This window comes from Planctomycetia bacterium (genome assembly GCA_034440135.1).
Lineage (GTDB): Bacteria > Planctomycetota > Planctomycetia > Pirellulales > JALHLM01 > JALHLM01.
The window spans coordinates 1-19,425 of sequence record JAWXBP010000053.1 but is presented as its reverse complement, the minus strand read 5'-3'; the positions used below and the strand labels follow the sequence as shown (position 1 = coordinate 19,425).

Below are 19,425 nucleotides of genomic sequence, written 5' to 3'. Positions count from 1 at the left end.
GGCTTCCGCACCTACGAAGCCATTGAAACCGCCCTCTATCACAACCTCGGACGCCTACCCGAGCCGGAATTCACCCACAGATTCTGGTGAGGAGGCATAAAGTCGATAAGTCGTTCCCTCCGGCACGTAAACTCGCCAACGCCAAGTCTCGAAATCGAGAAACGGCACGGCCACGACGTGGATGGCCGCTGGGTCGCCAACCTGAAGATAGCCGGTCTCGCGCCGCAGCTTTGCGAGTTCCTGCTCAGCCAAATAGAACTGATACGAAGTCCGCAGATGCGAAACGGCGAGGACGACCAGCGTCAGCAGTACAAAGAATCGCCGCAGCGAGAAGCGGAATCGGCCCGTATTAGCTCCCTCCATCCTCGCCCTCCGCGTCTCAGCGCCTCCGTGGTTCAATGCGGAGCAAATCTACGCCTCTTCCACGTGCTCCGGTTCCTCCGCCGTCTCAGTGGTCCCTTCGCGGCTGGCGCGGCCTTCTTGGCTGCGGCGCAGGTAGAGCTTGATCGGCACTTCGCCGAAGGGGAGATGTTCCCGGAACACGCCCAGCAAGTAACGCTGGTAAGTGTGATCCAGCGACTTGGGGTCGTTCGCAAAGAGGACGATCGTCGGCGGTTGGGTGCCGACTTGGGTGGCGTAGTAGATCTTGGGGCGCCGATTCTGAAACAACGGCGGCGGCGTGTGGTTGAGCGCGGCGCGGACCAGTTTGTTAATGTCGGCCGTGGACACGCGCTGCAACGACTGTTTATGCAACATTTGCGCGTGGTTCAGCAGCGCCTTGACGTTCTTACCGGTCTCGCCGGTGACGAAGGCGATCGGTACGTGCCACATCGTGCGGAAGGTATCGCGCAGATAGGTGACCCATTTCTCGGTGGGCATCGTGTTGTGCAAGAGATCCCACTTGTTCACCACGAACACGCACGGCTTGTACTGCTGCGAGATGTAATCGCAGAGCTGCTTGTCCACCATGCTAATCTTCTGCGAGGCGTCGAAGAACAGCAGCGTGATGTCGGCGCGGCGGATGCTCCGCTGCGCGCGGTGGAAGCTGTAGAAGTCGAGATCGGTGGTGATCGCCTTGTTGCGGCGCAGGCCGGGCGTGTCGATGGCGACGAAGTTTTTGCCGTCGAGTTCGAAGCGGACGTCGATGCTGTCGCGCGTCGTGCCCGGCACTTCGCTGGCGATCACGCGTTCCGCCTGGGCGAGCGTGTTGACGAAGGTGCTCTTGCCGGTGTTGCGGCGGCCGACGATGGCCACTTTCATGGTCGCTTCCGGCGGCGGCGCATCGTTTTCGAACACGCGCGGCGGCAAGTGATCGACGATCTCGTCCAGCAGCAACATCCGGCTGCGGTTTTCCTGCACGCTGACGCGAATCACCTTGCCCCGGCCGAGCTTGTAAAACTCGTCGGTCAGGTTGTCCATGCTCGGCGCGTCGGTCTTGTTGGCGACGCAGAGGATCGGCACGTCGACGTATCGCAGCCGCCGCGAAACCTCTTGGTCGAGCGGCGTCAGCCCGTCCCGCGTATCGACGACGAACAGAATCAAGTCGGCCGAATCGATGGCCAGCTCGATCTGCTGTTCGATGTGTTCGGTGAGATTGTCGACATCCGTGATGCCGATGCCGCCGGTATCGCAGAGCTCGAAATACCGCTCGCGATGCTCCATCAGGTACGTGAGGCGATCGCGCGTGACGCCGGCCACGTTATCCACGATGGCGAGCCGCCGCTGGGCCATCCAATTGAAGAGGCTGGACTTCCCGACGTTGGGCCGGCCGACGATAACTACTTGGGGAACGCTCATAAGCCTTTCATCATAGTTGCCGCAGCCGGGGGTTGCCCAGCGTAAATCGCCGGGACGATTGGCGGGACGGCAACTCGGCAGGTTGCGCAAGCTCAAGCGGGAGCATGGCTTGCGTAAAGCCGTCGGCGCGCAAACGGTGCGCACGCGCGGCCTCCATAGGAAATAACCCGGCTTAGACGGCTGCGGTTTCGGCAAAGTTCGCGGTTTGCCGCGGTTGGCGCGAGATTTTGTCCCCGGCCGATTTCCGGTACAGGAACTCAATCAGCCCCTCATATCCCTCGACCATTCGCCTCAGCGAGGCATGTTCCAGGACGAAGTGCCGGCCTTCGCGACCCATCGACTTGCGCAACGGGCCGTCCAGAAGCAATTCCTCGATCCGCGCTGCAAGCGGCTCCACCTGGTGCGGTTCGACCAGGTAGCCGTTCAGGCCGTCGGTCACCGAGTCCGGAATCGACCCCACCCGCGGGGCGACGACCGGCGTGCCGCAGGAGAGCGATTCCAGGATCGAGACCGGGTTGGCTTCCATCCGCGAGCTGAGCGCGAACACGTCGCACAGATTCAGCCATTGCGGCACGTCCGCGCGGTTGCCGAGAAAATGGACGACGCCGTTCAATTTGAGCTGATGCGCGAGCGCCAACAACCGTAGCCGTTCCGGACCATCGCCGATGATGATGAAACGCGTGTTGGGAACACGGTCGCGTACCCGCGCGGCAGCTTCGAGGAATAAAGCGTGGTTCTTTTCTGGTCGCAAGGCCGCGACGATGCCGACGACGCGCTGCTCGTTCCCAATTCCCAGCTCTTGGCGTTGAGCCGTGCAATCCAAGTCCGGCCGGTAGCGGAACACGTCGACGCCGTTGGGAACGACGAAGACTTTCTCGGAAGGAAAGCCTTCGCGCTCCACCAAGAAACGACCATGCGCCGGCGCCACGGCAATAAAACCGTCGGTGATCTCGGTCAACCAGCGATTGGGGCGTTCGATGCAATCGGGCCAGCCGGTCGAATGAAGCGCGGACAAAATCACCGGCACGCCGGCCTTCGCCGCGGCCAATCGTCCCCAGAACATCTTGTCCCCCGCGCCGACTGTGACCACGGCATCCACGCCGCGCTCAACGAACAACTTCGCCAGACGATCACGTACCTTGAGATCGTATTTGTGCCGAATCAACGAATGAAACGCAGGAATTTCCTCGGAGAGTTGCTCACCGATCGGCCCGAGTTCCTTCAGACAACAGATCTCCGGCAAAAAGCGCTCGCGATCCATTCTCCGCACCAAATTCAGCAACAGCGTCTCCGCCCCGCCGACTGGCAACGAAGTATTCACAAACATGACGGTCAACGGACCATCGTGTTGAGTGGAACGGAGATGGCGATGCAGCAGCGGCATGGGGCAGAAGGAAGTAGGTGAAGTAGGTGAAGTAGGTGAAATAGCAAGTAGGTGAAGCAGTGAGAACGGAAACCGCGCTTTAGCACGCTAAGCCCAGGGAAGGCCCTCGAAGTCGTCACTAGCAGCAACGACTATGGTGGCCTTCCCTGGGCTTTTTCTGTCTCGATTTCCTTACGCCTGACCAACGGCCTTCTTGTCTTGTTTCTCGCGCCGCTCGTCCTGGCTTCCGTCGCTCCCCGCGGCCAACGGATAAATCTCTGGCAACACCGCCGGCGGGCAGGGGCGCCATTTCGCTTTCAGGCGTTTGGCGGATTGAATCGCTTTGAACAACGTCGTGCTGCCGCGCGCCGCGGTCGAGGCCAACACCTTGCCCAGCGGATAAGTCCGCGTCGACCATTTTGCCGAGGCATCCATCAACGGGCCGTAGAAATCAACCAGCGACGGCGCGCCTTCTTGCGTGTGTTGCGCATGGAGCGATTCCAGCCAGCGGTGCATCAGGATCTGCCAGGGGCTGAACTTGGACAGCGCGGGATCGTAAGCGATCTTGGCCGGAAACAGCGTGCCCTTGCCGGCCAGGACCAACTGAAACGCAGCGTCCGTTTCGCCATGCTGCAGGAAGTGCAGTTGCGCGCCTTGCGTCTGCACGAGATGCTGGACGAGCCGCAGGTAGAAATCGTACATCCCAGGCGTTTGCAGAATCGACGAGCCGGCGCCGCCTTTCCAACTCCGGTCTTCCACTTCGCAACCACGTCGCAAGAGCCGGGCCACATCGGAGTGGCTCGCTTCACGCTCGACCACGAGTTCCGTCGCGCCTTGGTCCTCCATCCGGCGGCCCATTTGGCGCACGTGCTTGCGGTGATTCTTCGAGCGGCTGCTTTCGTAGTTCGGCCAATCGCCGGCGATCTCCACTTGGCCGATCAGATACCGCATCCGCGTATCGACCTCGCTGCCGGCCGTGCGGAGCGCGTCCAGCAAGACGTGCCACCCAGGCGAAGCGAGCGACACTTCGTCAAACATCGCCAGCGACCACGGGCCGCGGCGCACGCCCTCGGCGAGCAATTCGCAGATCGCCGCGGAGTCAGTCGTGCGATCGATCAACAAATCGCCGGCCACGCACCAGGGATTGTTCGGCAAGCGCGCAACATGCAAGGCCCCGTTCCAACGCGTGCGCACGAGCGGCAAGGCGCCGACGAACGTCTCGTCGCGGCTGACCACGAGCGCATGAAACTGCGAGTCTTTCGCGAACTGCTCCAACCACATCGCGAGCGCGGCGGCCCGGCACGTCGGCAAGGCGACGTCGCTACGCCACCACAAGTCGTCCCACGACTTGGCGACGCTGCGCAAGTCGTCGATGGAAGTGATCGTTTGCAGCGAGAGGTTAATCATCGAGGGATGCCAGGTGTAGGAAGCAGGAAGTTGTCGCCGTTAGTGCGCCGCTTGTTTGCGCGCGAGCTGCGGCACGAATCGGCGAACCGCCGCGCCAGCCAGCGCCGCGGTCCTTAGATAGCCTAGGAGCGCCGCGGTGACCGTTTGCTGCTCCGATCGGGTGAGGAGCAAGTTCGTGGTCAAAGCGACGGCGCCGATTGTGACGAGCGTAAGCGTGGCGACGATCGGACCCAGACAAACGAGGGCCGGCAACATCGAGGCGATCGCCACGCCGCGGTCGAACTTCATGCCCAGCGCACGGTTCGCCGCCAGGACGAGCGTCAGCGCCGTGGCCGTACCGAGCATCGTGGCCGCCACCGCTCCGTGCAGGCCCCATTTCGGCAGCCACCAGAGATTGAGCCCGATATTGACGATCAGGCCCACGAGGAGCGAAGCGCTTGCCAAGCGTGCTTTTTCAGCACACCACAAATAGTTCTGCGCCACTGAGCTTTGCGCACCCCACAGGCAATAGCAAAGCGTCATGGGCAGCACCGCCAACCCCGCGCTGAATTTTCCGCCCAATGCCGCGCCGAACAGCCAAGGCGCGAGCAACAGCACGGCCGTCGCGCCACTGGTCATCACAAAGGCGAACACCTTTAAGATCAGATTGAGCCGGCGCCCCACTTCGTCGTGTCGGCCCAACTCCCAGTCGTGGCTCAAGTGCGGCGTCACCAAGGCGGCCATCAATTCTGCAAGCCCGACAAACAAGAGCGGAATCAGCCGCGCGCTGTGATACTGACCGACTTGCGCGAGCGCCTCATCCGCCGATAGCCCACTGTAGTGAATCAGCATGTAGCGGTCAGTCAACTCAAACAGGTTGGTCAACCAGTTGGTTGCCCAGAGCCAGACGGCGAACGGCAGTAACTTTGCCCAGAAGGCGCGCTGCGAAATGGCTTGCGCACCGGCGCCTGCTTCGCGCCAAGCGCCGCGAACCCAGGGGAGCGCGCCGAGTGAGGAAAGCAAGCTCGCAGCGCCGTAGCCGAGAATCACCGCCGCGGCGTCCTGCCGCCAGAAGCAAAGGAGCGCAATCGTCAACGTCGCGAACAACACCGTGTTGGCGAATTGAATGCTCGACACAATCCGATACAGCCGCAACGCCGTGAACAACGACACCAGGTAGTTCTGCCACACGACCGACGCCAGGCAGAACGCCAGACAGGCGATCAATTCCACGCTGGCGGTATCTCCAAACACCACGGAACTGAACCATTCGGCCTTCCAGAGCAAGCCCGAGACGCCGATTGCAATCGCGCACGTGGTGAACACCGTGGCGCGCAGCAGAAATACGCGCAGTTGTCCGAGGCGACGAAAATGCTCCACGTAGCGGCCAAACGAGCCCGGCACGCCCAGGACCAACACCGGCGCGGCCAGCATTAGAAAGCCGAACGCCAGGTCCCAGCGTCCGAGTTGATCGGCGTCGAGCCACCGGCAAACCAGCACGCTGCGCCCAAAGCCCACGCCGCGCTGCAGCAGCGTGATCGCGAACAGAATCAGCACGCTGGCAGCCAACGTATCGCTGCGCAGGGCGGGCTGCGCCGCTGTTTCCGGAGTAACATCCGTCGGAGAGATCATCGCGAGACCGCTCCGGTCGCGCGTGGTTCCGTGGGGCGCGGCGCGTATTCATAGCGCGGCAAATGCAGCTTGCGCGGGTCGATCGTCAGCCAATTCTTGAGCCGCACCAACTCCGGGTCGCCGTGAATGCGCTGCAAGTGAAAGGCGTCTTCGCCCGGAAAGTTATAGCCGCCATACGCCGAGCAAACCCCCGCGAAGCCGGCGTCGCGCGCCAATTGAAACGCCCGTGGATTCAGGTTGCCCCACTGGCCGTAAGGAAAGGCAAAGTAGCGAATCGGGCGGCCGAGCAAATCGGCCAGGTCTTCCGCGGAGCCGACGAGTTCGTTGTACAGGAGTCCCTCTTCCTGAATGCTTCCCAAATCCGCGTGAGTCCGCGTGTGAGCGCCGATCTCGATTCCCCAATCGGCAATCTGTTTCAATTGCTCTGGCGTATTCGGCGCTAGCGGAGCGCCGAGCGTCTCGTCATGCGGGAAGGGGCGTTGCTCCAATACAAAGCTCGAAGCGACGAAATAAGTGCAAGGCACTTTTTCGCGGACCAGCAGCGGCAAAGCGAAATCCATGTTTTCCGCGTAGCCGTCGTCAAAGGTAATCGCCACGGCGGGGCGATGATTCACGCCCGACGTGATCCGCCGCTGCGCTTCGGCCAGCGAGACGACGTCGCAATGCGACTTGATCCATTCAATTCCGTGGGCGAAATCGCGGCGCGAGCAGGTCCAGGCGTTCGGATGCGTGTCGGCCACGCGATGGTAAAACAACACCATCACCGGCGCACGCGCCGCCGCCGCCCACTGGGCCGCCGCCCGGCGACGCCAGGGCAGGCTGCCGAGGCAATACAGTTCCAGGAGCCATTTTTTCCACAACGACATGGGCCACACTCGATGTTGAACGACTCTCAGCGGCCGCATTCAATCGCTGAATGCGCCGCGTCGCTGGGACTATCGCGCATAGCCGGCTTTGCGCAAACCGGTCTTGATCCAACTCTTGACGTTCCGCTTCGCCAACCACACGCCATGCGCGAACCGGGCGGCAACGCGCGGCGCGGCCACGCGGACGTTCCAGGTCGGATGTGGCTCGGCGCGCCAATTGCTTTTGTACTTCTCGTCGCCGCGCAAGTAGTCGAAGCGCTGCAACCCATGGGCAATCGCCCACTGCTTGCTGGCGACTTGCGTCATTCGGCCCGGCTCCAGATCCAGTGCTTCCGGATCCAGGCCCGACTGGTAACCGTGAATCGTGCCTTGACAGACGAATTGATATTCGGCGGAGATCGGGCGCCCTGCGTGTTCCAGCCACCACAGTCGCAACTCGCCGCGCTCTAACAGTTTCTTCGCAACTTCATGATGAAACGACGTAAACCGTGGCGAGGCGAAGCAGCCAGGCTCCCCGAGACTCTGCCAACGCCGCTGGTGCAGACCAACGAGGGTTGACCAACCCTGCTCGAACTCGTTCGCGCTCGTCACTTCGCGGCACGTGAAATGTTCCGTGTCCGCGACGCGCGCCGCGGCTTTGCGGGCCTGCGCGCGGCGGTTCTTCGAAAGCAGGCCGAGATACGCTTCCCAGTTAGATGGCAAATCCAAGAGCCAGCAGTTCAGACCTGGTTGCCGATCCAGAAGACAATTGCGGACGGCAAGTTGATCGCAGAGGAATTGCATCGCCGCGTCCGACTGGTCGACGCAATCGAATTCCAGGTGATCCCAGCGGTCCTGAGCTTGGCGGGTGAGCCAGTCGGACACCGTGGGGCGCTCGTCGGCCAGCCACTCAGCGATCGCGCCGGCGACTTCTGTCTCACGCCCGGGCGGACACAACAATGTTTGATGGTCGGAGCACACCTCTCCGGAACCGAGAAATCGCACGACTCCCGCTCCGGTCGTCGTGCGTTCCAAGTACCAAGGCGCCAGGCCGATCACGCGGCCTGCGTCATCGTATACGCCGAGGATATACAATTCGTGCCGATTGCCCGCGTCCTGCTGGTAGTGCCGCCACCAGCATTCGAGCCAGGTCCAGGTCAGAAAGAAGCGGCCGCCCGCCAGGCGATCCCATTCCGCGGGGGCGAGCGGCACTTGATCGAACGAGGTCATGCGCGAGACGTACATGTCTCAAGTCTTTGTCACCCCGGCGATATTGCAAATCGCCATGCGGCGATTGGGCCGATTCCCAGGCGGCCATCCTCGCGATCGTGCGCGACACGCTTCGAATCCGCATTTGGCACGGCGCTAAACATCTCTCCTGGGCGACGTCATGTTGCGAAAATGCAACTTGCAGGCGACCGGGCCGCCGCCACTGGCAATTTTCCTCGTGGCCGGAAAGTCGTCGCAAATCCCGTCGCGTGCGGGAATTGCGGGTTTCCTTCTACATCGGTTCAGGACGTCGATGAGCCGCGGCGCGAGCTTTGCATTTCCTTGCGAATACCCTCGACTCACTGGAAATTGTGACGGCTTGCGAAAGGAAACAAACATGAGCGAACAGCCCGTAGCGACTGTGCTGAATCCCGTCGAGGTGCTGAAAGTGCTGGCGGCGCACCGCAAGCAGTGGATCGTCTCGACGGCCGTTTGTGCCGTGCTGGCGTTGCTGGCCGCGATCGCGTTGCCGCGAGTCTGGCAGGCCTCGCAGGCGATGGTCGTCCGTGCCGAGGCCGCTGGCGTCGGCGAAGGCAACGGCAAGTTCCGCCAACTGGACGACATGAAGACCGCGCAAGAGACCGTGCTGGAACTCGCGAAGAGCCGCACCGTCCTGGAAGCGGCCCTGCAAGTCGTCGCGTCCGATCACGCCTCGGCCGCCACGCCGCAGGCGGTCGCGGACCTCCGCGACGCCGTCACGCTGACGCCCCCCAAGGGCGCCGAGTTCGGCAAGACCGAAGTCTTTTACCTGCACGTGCAAGATGTTTCGCCGGAGCGAGCGGTAGCCCTGAATCGCGCCATCTGCGAGCAACTTCAAAATCGCTTGCAATCTTTGCGGGACGCCAAGGCGGAAAGCACCATCAACGAATTGGAACGTGGCGTGGCGCTCGCCGAGCGTGATCTCACGGAATCAACCAACGCCTTGTCGCGACTGGAATCGGAAGTCGGCGGCGACCTCGCCGAGCTGCGATTGCTGAATGGCGGGGCTAGCGGTGACAGCGATCTCCGTCGTAAGACCGTCGAAATCGAAGCCGAGTTGCGGGCTGCGAAAACTGCCCAGCGCGAAAGCGAGAAGCTGCTGGAACTGCTCAACTCCGCCAGCGATGATCATTCGAAACTGTTGGCCACGCCGAACCGCTTGCTCGAATCGCAGCCGGCGTTGCGTCGACTGAAAGACGGTCTGGTCGACGCGCAGCTCCGCACCGCGCAGTTGCGAGGGACCATGTCGGACGCTCATCCGCAAGTTATCGCCGCGCAGTTCGCGGAACGCAACATTGTCGATCAAGTCCATGGCGAACTGAGCACCGCCGTCCGCGGCGTCAACGTCGATCTGGAGTTGACCTCCGCTCGCGTCGCCGCCCTCGAAGATCAGGTGAACGCCAACAAGCAGCGGCTCGGCGCCTTGGCCGGCCTGCGTGCCGGCTACTCGAACCTGACCGCCGACGTCACGCAGCGTTCGGAACTGTTGCAGAAATCGCGTCGCGAACTGGCCGACGTCCGCGCCACCCGCGCCGGAGCGAAAGGCCCGGGCGTGATCACGCTGATTGACTCGCCGGACACCGGTAATCGCCCGCTCGGACCGGGCCGGGCCACGATCGTCCTGGGCGGCGTCTTCGGCGGCCTCGCCATCGGCTTCGGCCTGGTGTTTCTGACCGCTCCCCTGCCCGTCGCAACCGCCACAGGCAAAACGTCAACGACCCCGGTCACCCACCGCCGTCGTGCCGCTTCGCAATCGCCGGTGGGCGGCCTGCGAGGCGCCCTGGAAACCCTGGTTGGCCGCCAATGGTCGCCCAGTGCGTAAGGTAGACTTTCCCGCCGTGAGCTAGTGAGCGGCCGCGAAGACAAAACTTCGCGGCCGCTCCTCTTTCTAGGTCCTCCGGCTAGCTACATCACGCGTCAACAAACATGGACTTCCTTCTTGGCATCGCCGTCGTCGCCGCGTCCGTCTGGGGGACGTTGTTGATCCTCCGCGGATCGCTGGTCGGCGGTTGTCTGGCATTTTTGTTCTGCGTCTGCTGCTGCGGCCATGATCTGATCAACTTTCACATCGGCCCCGTACCGCTGACGATCGATCGCCTCGCGCTGTTGGCGGTTGTTGCGGCGTACGCCGTGAAGCGCCGCTTCGGCCTCGCCGATCCCAAACCGTGTGCGCCGCTTGATTGGTTGCTCGCCAGCTTTATTGGCGTGCTCGCGCTCAGTATGTTCGCCCACGGCTGGCAGGCCGCACGCCCGACCGAAGTCACGCCGCTCTGGCGGTTGCTCGGCGGGTATCTGATTCCACTCGTCGTGTACTGGATTGCGCGTCAGTCTCCCGTCAGCGATTCTCAAGTGCGCACGCTGCAAAAGGCCTTCGTGGCCTTCGGCGTCTATCTGGCGCTCACCGGACTGTGCGAAGTCGCCGGGTTGTGGCAGTTCGTGTATCCAACTTACATTCGCGACCCGGCGGTCGGCCTGCACTTCGGCCGCGCGCGCGGACCGATGGTTCACTCCGTCACCTATGGCATGTACCTGGCCACGGCCCTCCTGGCGTTGTGGGAACTGCTGCGCAGCGCGCCGACGCGTTGGAGCAAACTGGCGTATGCGTCGTTGGCGCCCCTTTTTGCTGTTGGATTGTATGTCAGCTATACGCGCAGCGTCTGGATCGGCATGGCGTTGGCGCTGCTGATCGTCGCCGTGATGACATTCCCGGTCGCCTGGCGGCGCTTGGCGATTGCTGGCGCGGTGGCGGGCGCGCTATTTGTCGGCGCGTTCAAGCTCGACGCCATCGTCGGGTTGCAGCGCGAAGGTTCAGTGGCCGATACGCGTCAAAGCGTCGATATGCGCGGCAGCTTCGCTTACGTCTCCTGGCTCATGTTCCAGGATCGCCCCTGGTTCGGCTTCGGGTTCGGGCAGTTTCCCACGGCGAAGCTTGATTATCTCTCCGATCGCAGCAGCGACCTGCCGCTTGAACAAATCCGTGGCTACGTTCACCACAACACCTATCTCAGCCTGCTCACGGAAACCGGCCTCGTCGGCCTCGGACTGTTCCTCGCGATTCTCATCGCTTGGTGCAGACGCGCTTCGCAGTTGTGGAGCGACGTCAGCCAATCCGAGACACTCCGATCCCTCGGCCCGCTCACACTCGGCGTCCTCGCGGTCTATGCCTGCCAGTTGATGTTCCACGAGTTGTCGTACACACCGCTCGATCATGCATTGGTCTTCCTCTTCGCTGGCCTCACCGCCGGCTTGACCACGCCTGCGGCCATCGCCAACCGGGTGCATTCGACCGTGAGCGCTTGGCCCTTCTTGTCGCGGCGCGCTGCTAGTCACTAAGACGGCGTTTGATTTGCTTCCTTGCCCTGCATCGGTTAGATTTCCGGCTGCTCGCGTTGTTCGCCTAATCTGCACGGGGCCATTGCTATGTCGATTCCGTTCACGTGCCCGCACTGCCAGGCTCAGACCAGTGTCGACGACCGCTACGCTGGCCAAACCGGGCCATGCAGTCATTGCGGGAAACCGATCACGATCCCCAATCCGATGGGCGTCGCCCACGCGCCGGCGCCCGCCGCGCGCGGCGGCAACGCCCTGGTCCTGGTCGCCATCGTCGTCGGCGGCGGTTTTGTAATGCTGTTCATCATCGGCATCTTGGTCGCGCTGTTGCTGCCGGCGCTGCAAGTCGCGCGAAGCGCCGCGCGACGGGCGCAGTCGATGAACAATCTCAAGCAAATCAATCTTGCCCTGCTGAACTACGAGTCCACGTACGGCACGTTTCCGCCGGCCTATATCGCCGACGCCGACGGCAAGCCGATGCACAGTTGGCGCGTGCGAATTCTCCCCTTTATGGAACAGCAAGCGCTCTACCAGCGCTACAACTTCGACGAACCGTGGGACGGCCCGAACAATCGCCTGTTTCACGACACGGTGGTGCCGGCATACGTTGACCCCGCCACTCCCGACGGGCCAACCAGTTACACGAGCTACGTCGTGGTCACCGGGGCAAATACGATGTTCCCCGGCGCCGAAGCGGTGGCGATGAAGGACGTGCTCGACGGATTGAGCAACACGATCATGGTTGTCACCACGACCGACGAGGACATCCTCTGGTGCGAACCGCGCGACCTGGAGTTCGACAGCATGAGCTTCCAGGTCAACGACCCGGAGAACTCTTGTATCTCCAGTGAATACCCCGGTGGAGCTCCGGTGGGGCTTGGGGACGGGAGCGTGAGATTTCTGCAAGACGACCTTGATATGAATGCGCTGCAGTCCTTGTTGCTGCTCGACGATTCCGTCGTGGCGGCCCCAGCCGAATGACTTGATTACGCCATCAACTCCGGCACCACGTTCCCGTGCACGTCAGTCAGCCGGAAATCGCGGCCGGCAAAGCGGTACGTCAATCTCTTGTGATCGAAGCCGAGTAGGTGCAGCATCGTGGCGTGGAGGTCGTGGACGTGGACCTTGTTTTCCACGGCCTGGAAGCCGAATTCGTCGGTGGCACCATAGACCGTGCCCGGCTTCACGCCGCCGCCGGCCATCCAGGCGGAGAAGCCGTAGTTGTTGTGATCGCGGCCGTTGATCTTGCCGGCGTTGGCGCCGGCCTGCGGTAGTTCGACGGTCGGCGTGCGGCCAAATTCTCCGGCCCAGAGCACGAGCGTCTCGTCCAGCAAGCCGCGCTGTTTCAAATCCTTGAGCAGCGCGCCGATCCCTTGATCACACTCGGTCGCCAACCGGCGGTGATTGTCGGCGATGTCGTCGTGGTTGTCCCAAGGCTGCCCCTGGCCGTGCCAAAGCTGCACGAACCGCACGCCGCGCTCGATCAGCCGCCGCGCGATCAGGCACTGCCGCGCGTGGACGCCGGGCCCGTACATATCGAGGATATGTTGCGGCTCCCGCGCGATGTCGAACGCGTCGGTCGCTTCCATCTGCATCCGGTACGCCAGCTCGAAACTGTGAATCCGTGATTCGAGCGCCGAGTTCTGGCCGCGTTCGTCGGCATGCCGGCGGTTCATCGCCGCGAGCAAATCCAATTGCCGCCGCTGATCCGCCAGATTGAGTGAATGATTCTTGATGTTCGCCAACAGTTTCTCGACGTCCGCCTCTTTCGTGTCGATGTACGTCCCCTGGTAGACCCCCGGCAGAAATGCGCTCGACCAGTTTTCCGCATCCTTGATCGGCAACCCGTTCGGGCACATCGAGATGAAGCCCGGCAGGTTTTGGTTCTCGGTGCCCAGACCATACGTGACCCAAGAACCCATGCTTGGGCGCACGAGCCGGGATTCGCCGCAGTTCATCAACATCAGCGACGGTTCGTGATTCGGCACGTCGGCGTACATCGAGCGGATCACGCACAGCTCATCGGCGCTCTCGGCGACGTGCGGGAAGATCTCGCTGATCTCGATGCCGCTCTGCCCATGTTTCTGAAACTTGAACGGCGAGGGAAACGCCGCGCCGGTCTTCCGCTCGGTGCGCAAATTCTCCACCGGCAACATCTGGCCGGCGTATTTTTCCAGCGACGGCTTGGGATCGAACGTATCCACATGCGACGCCCCGCCATTGGCGAAGATGTGGATGACATGCTTCGCCTTCCCCGGGAAATGCGGCGCCTTGGGCGCCATCGGGTTGACATAGCCCTCTGACGCGTTGGCCACGCCGCCGAGCAAATCCGCCGAAGACATCACACCGGCCAGGCCCAGCAGCCCGAGCCCCGTGCCGCAGCGCGACAGCATTTCACGGCGATTGATTTGCGGCAGCATGATTTCAACCTCGAACCAGTACTGGTTGCGGCAACTATTCCACGGCCGGCGATGCGATCCGTTTCAACATCCGCACGAACGACAGGACTATGCCCACGACGTAGAGCACGGTCAACAAACTCAACGCGCCACCAACCAGGATGCTGAACTTCCAGTTGGCGACGACGAACAGCTTCAATTGCGGCGCTTGCGGATCATCCAGAAAGGCTTGCGAGCGCTCCGACACGCTCTTGATGTTCAACGGCGTTACCGGCACCTCGGCGAAGCCGTCTTCGCCGTTGATGACCAGAAACGCCTCGTCCTCGGTGCGATGCTTCGGCTCGCTCGGCCGCCGTCGCTCGAACTTCCCCTGCACGAAGCGATCGTCGATGCCAATCACGGGATCGACGGTTTGCGTCCGATACGGAATGAAGAAGAACAGACAGGTCTGCGCCGTCGCGGTGACATGGTCCTCGGTGCGTTCAAAGCGAATCCACGACACCGGCGCAATTGCAGTGACAAACCCAGGAAGGCCAACGCAAAACAATAAGCCCAGAACATGCCCGAAGAGCGCATTGCCAAGCCCGCCCTTCTTCTTGACGGGTGTGTCGGCAGCGACGGTGGCTTCGGTTTGGCTCATTGTTTCAGTCGATTGGCAACACTAGCCCGTCGGGCAAGTGAAGGAAACACGACCCTCTAATCCACAAACGCGAACTCATTCGACATCAACAACACCTGTGCGAACTGCTCCCAGGCCCCGAGCGGTTGGCCTTCCGTCGTCCCGCATGAGGCGATGAACTGGCAGCCGAGTTGCGTTTCGTCTTCCGACGCCTCGCGCGCCAGCACGCTCCGATAGAGCGCCTTCACGCGCTCCGCGGCATCGGTCTTTTCCGCAATCTCCGCTCGCAAGACCAAGTGCTTCGTCTGCTCGATAGAGAACGAAGAATTCATTGCAAACAGCGCCTGTTGCGGCACCGTGGTCTTGGGTCGCTGCGCCGTCGAGGCATCCGGGCTGGCGAAATCAAACGTCCGGAATAGATCCGGCAACACCTGGCGATCGATGTAGCCGTACACGGTGCGGCGCGTGGTGAACGGCTCGGCGTTCAGGTCGATCGGCCGTCCGCCTAATTGCCGTTCCAGCCGTCCGGCCGCCGCCAGCAGCGAATCGCGATACGCCTCGAACTCGAGCCGCCGCGGATTCATCCGCCAGTAGAGGCGATTTTCAGGATCGATTTCATTCCCTTCCGGGCGTTCCAGACTTTGCTGCCGGTACGTGCTCGAAAGCACGATCATCCGATGCAGCCGCTTGAGCGATTGCCCGTCGGCGAGAAAGTTTGTGGCCAGGAAATCGAGCAACGCCGGATGCGACGGCGGATCGCTGCGCATGCCGAAATCGCTCGGGTCGCGCACCAGCGACATGCCGAAATGTTGCTGCCAGACACGATTCACCCACACGCGGTAGGTCAACGGGTTATCGTGCGCGACAATCTTCTGAGCTAATTCCAAACGGCCGCTGCCGGCTTCGAAGGGCTCGACGCCGCTCACTTCCAGCACTTCCACGAAGCGGCGCGGCACTTCCTGCTCGGGGCGACTCGGATTCCCGCGCGCGAACACGTGCGGCTTATAGGGTGTATCGTTGTCGACGAGCACCATCGCACGTTCCGGCGCGTCGGGCGAAGTGACTTCCCACTCCTGCACTTTGGCCTTCAACTCCAAGTAGCGCCCCTGTACCTTTTGGGTGAACAATCGCTGGGCCACCTCTTCATTGAAGACCGTCGGCGACTTGTTCCCATAGAGCACTTGCCGCAGCGCCTCGGCCGCGGCGTCATCGAGTTCCTTCGCATCGGACCGCTCCTTGAGCAACTCCTGGTACTTCTGGTCGACCGCGACGAGTAACTCGCCGTACAGGTTCGCAACCTCGAACATCGACGTCGGCCGTTTCTCCAACAGCACTGCACGGACGGTCGGGTTCAATTCAGGCCAGGTGCCGGCTTCTAACTCCGCAAACAGCGCAGCAGCGCGCTCGGGATAGCCGGCCGAGCCGCCCTCGGCCAATCGTTTCCAGGGGCCGAACACCGGGTGATCCGACTCGACCTGCCGATCGAGATAACGGCGCCAGCGCTCCACCATCCGTGGGTGCAGTTCTTCGCCGTCGGTGATGACGTCGAAAATGTCGGGCAGGTCTTCGCCCATCATCTCCTTGACGACGAGCAGTAAAAACTTCGTGGTCTGCGTCCGCAGTTGCGTTTTGAGCGCGGTGACATTCTCGTCATAGTGTTTCGTCAGCTCGTCGCGGCGCGTCTTGAGTTCTGCTTCAAACTTCTGATACGCCTCCGTCGCTTCCGGCTTCCCGATCAACGGCCGCTCATCGGGCTCGTGGCAACTGGCGAAGATGCCGTACATCGCGTAGTAATCGGCGCTGCCAATCGGATCGTACTTGTGATCGTGACAACGCGCACAGCCGACCGTCAGGCCCAGGAATCCGCGCGAGACGACATCGATCCGATCGTCGATGATGTCGTGCATGTTGTTGCTGAACCGGCGCCCGACCGTGAGAAAGCCCATCGCCGCCAAGGCTCGTTTGTCGTCGCCCAACTCCAGTCGATCGGCCGCGATCTGCTCGGTAACGAAGCGCTCGTACGGCAAGTCTTCATTCATCGCCCGGATCACATAGTCGCGAAACGTGTACGAGAAGGGATAGCGGCGGTCCTCGGTGAAGACATAGCCCTTCGTGTCGGCATACCGCGCCACGTCGAGCCAATGCCGTCCCCAGCGCTCGCCATATTGGGGCGACGCCAGCAGCCGATCCGCGACCGTTTCGTAGGCCGAAGGCGACGCGTCTGCCTCGAAGTTCACGACCTCGTCATAGGTCGGCGGCAGTCCGGTCAGGTCATACGTGGCGCGGCGCAACCAGGTGCGTCGGTCCACGGCGGGCGAGGGCGCGAGCCCCGCTTTGTCCAACTCAGCCAACACGAAGAAATCGAGCGCGTTGGTCGGCCACGCGGTATCAGCGATCGCTGGTAATGGCGGGGCCTGCATCGGTTGCAGCGACCAATGCGTCGCGCGTGCAGCGGTGATGCGCTCCGCGAGCCCCAGCTTGATCGCGGCGACTTGTGCCGCCTCCGGCCAGGGTGCGCCGAGCGACACCCATTTCTCCAGCGCCGCAATCTGCTCGTCCGGCAGCTTCTCATCCGGCGGCATCTGCACCTTGCCGTCATAGCGGACGACGTGCAACAACCGACTCGCGTCAGGCGTTTCCGGCGTGACGATCGGCCCGGAGTCGTTTCCCTTGAGCATGTCCGCGCGGCTGTCGAGGCGAATCCCCGATTCCTGCGCATCGGGCCCGTGGCACTCGACGCACCGCTCGACCAGGATCGGCCGCACCTCGGCCTCGAAGAACCTTGCCGCCTCGGCCGGATCCGGCGTCGCATTTTCCCCCAGCGCCGGCGTCGCCCAATAGACAAGCACTCCCAGCGCGCAGGCAACGCGTCGCAATTGGCTGCTCATCTGTCGAATCTCCCCAGGTGGGTGGCCGCAACGGCGGGGATTTCAGGCGGGTGGGTCGCCCTTGATTATAAAGAGCCGCCGATGGGTTTGTCCATTCGATGGCGCTGAATGGCAGGCGTATACTCCAACCTCCTTCCCCCCCGCTCGAATAAGGAGTATCCTCGCAGCCGGAGAGGGAGTGGCCGTAGGTGGGAGAGCGAAAGAAATCCATACATGAGTGAAAACGTGCAGTTTGCCGAGCGCGCCCGGACCAAAATCGTGGCGACGCTGGGCCCGGCTTGCGCGGCGGAAGACAAAATCGCCGAGCTAGTGACCGCCGGGGCCGACGTGTTCCGTCTGAACATGGCGCACGGCTCCCGTGAGCAACACACGGAAACCCTGCAAAGAGTCCGCCGCGTCGAGCAGCGGCTGAGCAAGCCTTGCGGCTTGCTGGTGGACCTGGCCGGCCCCAAAATCCGTTTGGGCGATCTGCCGAACAACGAAGTGCAGATGATTCCCGGCGAGGAATATCGCTTCGTCCGCGGCAACGCCGCCAGCAGCGACCGCGAGTTTACCAGCACCTACGCGCCGCTCGTCGATGAAGTCTCGGTCGGCAAGATGATCATGCTGGCCGACGGCACGATTTCGTTGCTCGTCGAGGAAAAAGGGAAAGACTTCGTCCGCGCCCGTTGCGTGCAAGGCGGACCCTTACGCAGCCGACAGGGTATCAACCTCCCCGGCGCCAAACTCAGCACACCGGCCATGTCCGACGTCGACGTCGACAATGCCCTGTGGGCTGCGGATGCCGGCGCCGACTTCATCAGCCTTAGCTTCGTGCGCTCGGCCGACGACGTACGGTCGCTCAAATCGATGTTGCTGGCTCGCGGTTGCCTGGCTCGGGTGATCGCTAAGATCGAAAAGCCCGAGGCGCTCGAACAGCTCGACGCCGTGGTGCAAGCCGCCGACGGCGTCATGGTCGCCCGCGGCGACTTGGGTGTGGAAATGGACTTGGCCAGCATCGCGGTCGTGCAGAAACGGATCGTTGAGACCTGCAACCGCCGCCAAAAGCCGGTCATTATCGCCACGCAGATGCTCGACAGCATGCAGCATTCGCTGCGCCCCACGCGGGCCGAAGCGACCGACGTCGCCAACGCCATTCTCGATGGCGCCGACGCCTGCATGCTCTCCGGAGAAACGGCCGCCGGTCAGTACCCGCGCGAATCCGTGGAAATGATGGATCGCATCGCCCGCGCAACCGAGCCATTGCTGGCCCACCGCACCCGCGGCCCCGCCCCGGCCATCGCCCCGCAAGGCGTGCGGGAAATCACCCGCGCGGTCGTCTACGGCGCAGGTTACATCGCGGCGGAGTTGGGCGCAAAACTCGTCGTTGTCGCCAGCCACACCGGCGCTACGGCGCTCGCCTTGGCCAAGCAGCGCAACTTCATCCCCACAGTGGGCGTGAGCGATTCCCCGACGGTGTTGCGTCAGATGTGCCTGATGTGGGGCGTGATCCCGTTGGCCGGCGCACCAGTTGCCGACCGCGAGCACCTGATTCGCCACGTAGAAACCTGGGGCCGCCACGTCGGCGCACTCACCTCCGGCGACCGCATCATCGTAATCACCAGCAGCTCGATCAGCGCCAGTGGTCACAACGTGCTGCTCGTCCACGAAGTGCCGTAACAGCAGTACGCCCGGAACTTCTGTAGGCACTTTAGCCGAGGTCTGTGACCTGGGCGCGTTGGACGTCGGCTCATGGCGCGACGACGAACGGCTCGCGACGTCCACTCCACCGCCCTCGCAGAGGGCGGCTACAGACGGATTCTCGGCCGGCGACGTACGGACTAGAGCGCATCTGCGATAGGTCTATCGCCCTCTGCGCAGTCTACGTAAACTGGTGAATCGCCTTTTTTCAAGGAGGTTTGCCATGGCGGCGGCGTAT

Annotated in this window: 14 protein-coding genes; 4 read left to right on the top strand and 10 right to left on the bottom strand. The window is 62.5% G+C overall.

What is annotated here, in order from left to right; genetic code table 11:
- Positions 1–54: 54 nt before the first annotated feature.
- From SGJ19_02785 to SGJ19_02755, 7 genes are all read right to left on the bottom strand, one after another.
- Entirely contained in the window at positions 55–363 is a 309-nt protein-coding gene (locus SGJ19_02785; protein ID MDZ4779158.1) for a hypothetical protein, read from the bottom strand.
- A gap of 48 nt (positions 364–411) precedes the next feature.
- Positions 412–1,797, bottom strand: coding sequence for a ribosome biogenesis GTPase Der (der, locus tag SGJ19_02780; GenBank protein MDZ4779157.1), 1,386 nt, complete (start codon positions 1,795–1,797; stop codon positions 412–414).
- Positions 1,798–1,969: 172 nt separating this feature from the next.
- Positions 1,970–3,181 (bottom strand): glycosyltransferase, encoded by a 1,212-nt coding sequence (locus SGJ19_02775; protein ID MDZ4779156.1) that lies wholly within the window; start codon positions 3,179–3,181, stop codon positions 1,970–1,972.
- Between the two features lie 171 nt (positions 3,182–3,352).
- Entirely contained in the window at positions 3,353–4,567 is a 1,215-nt protein-coding gene (locus tag SGJ19_02770) for a GNAT family N-acetyltransferase (protein MDZ4779155.1), read from the bottom strand.
- A 39-nt stretch (positions 4,568–4,606) separates the two neighbouring features.
- The gene (locus SGJ19_02765; GenBank protein ID MDZ4779154.1) at positions 4,607–6,178 is read right to left on the bottom strand and encodes a lipopolysaccharide biosynthesis protein; all 1,572 of its coding nucleotides are present in this window, start codon (positions 6,176–6,178) and stop codon (positions 4,607–4,609) included.
- Positions 6,175–7,044: a polysaccharide deacetylase family protein gene (locus SGJ19_02760; protein MDZ4779153.1), complete on the bottom strand. Its 870-nt coding sequence runs from the start codon at positions 7,042–7,044 to the stop codon at positions 6,175–6,177. Before SGJ19_02760 ends, SGJ19_02765 begins: the two co-directional genes overlap by 4 nt.
- Positions 7,045–7,113: 69 nt before the next feature.
- A complete protein-coding gene (locus SGJ19_02755; protein ID MDZ4779152.1) occupies positions 7,114–8,268 on the bottom strand; it encodes a GNAT family N-acetyltransferase in 1,155 nt (384 codons plus the stop codon).
- Positions 8,269–8,629: 361 nt separating this feature from the next.
- On the opposite strand from SGJ19_02755, the gene SGJ19_02750 reads away from it, so the two are divergent.
- The 3 genes from SGJ19_02750 to SGJ19_02740 all read left to right on the top strand — a co-directional run bounded on the left by SGJ19_02750 (position 8,630) and on the right by SGJ19_02740 (position 12,582).
- Entirely contained in the window at positions 8,630–10,093 is a 1,464-nt protein-coding gene (locus tag SGJ19_02750) for a Wzz/FepE/Etk N-terminal domain-containing protein (protein MDZ4779151.1), read from the top strand.
- A gap of 104 nt (positions 10,094–10,197) precedes the next feature.
- Positions 10,198–11,604: an O-antigen ligase family protein gene (locus SGJ19_02745; protein MDZ4779150.1), complete on the top strand. Its 1,407-nt coding sequence runs from the start codon at positions 10,198–10,200 to the stop codon at positions 11,602–11,604.
- A gap of 87 nt (positions 11,605–11,691) precedes the next feature.
- A complete protein-coding gene (locus SGJ19_02740) occupies positions 11,692–12,582 on the top strand; it encodes a DUF1559 domain-containing protein (protein ID MDZ4779149.1) in 891 nt (296 codons plus the stop codon).
- A 5-nt stretch (positions 12,583–12,587) separates the two neighbouring features.
- On the opposite strand, the gene SGJ19_02735 is transcribed toward SGJ19_02740, so the two are convergent.
- The 3 genes from SGJ19_02735 to SGJ19_02725 are packed head-to-tail and all read right to left on the bottom strand — an operon-like array spanning position 12,588 to position 17,507.
- Positions 12,588–14,021 (bottom strand): DUF1501 domain-containing protein, encoded by a 1,434-nt coding sequence (locus SGJ19_02735; GenBank protein ID MDZ4779148.1) that lies wholly within the window; start codon positions 14,019–14,021, stop codon positions 12,588–12,590.
- A 34-nt stretch (positions 14,022–14,055) separates the two neighbouring features.
- Positions 14,056–14,640 (bottom strand): hypothetical protein, encoded by a 585-nt coding sequence (locus tag SGJ19_02730; GenBank protein MDZ4779147.1) that lies wholly within the window; start codon positions 14,638–14,640, stop codon positions 14,056–14,058.
- Positions 14,641–14,696: 56 nt separating this feature from the next.
- A complete protein-coding gene (locus tag SGJ19_02725) occupies positions 14,697–17,507 on the bottom strand; it encodes a PSD1 and planctomycete cytochrome C domain-containing protein (GenBank protein MDZ4779146.1) in 2,811 nt (936 codons plus the stop codon).
- A 213-nt stretch (positions 17,508–17,720) separates the two neighbouring features.
- Between SGJ19_02725 and pyk the strand changes: the two genes are divergently transcribed.
- Complete coding sequence (gene pyk, locus SGJ19_02720; protein MDZ4779145.1) at positions 17,721–19,166, top strand: pyruvate kinase; 1,446 nt, start codon at positions 17,721–17,723, stop codon at positions 19,164–19,166.
- Positions 19,167–19,425 lie beyond the last annotated feature (259 nt).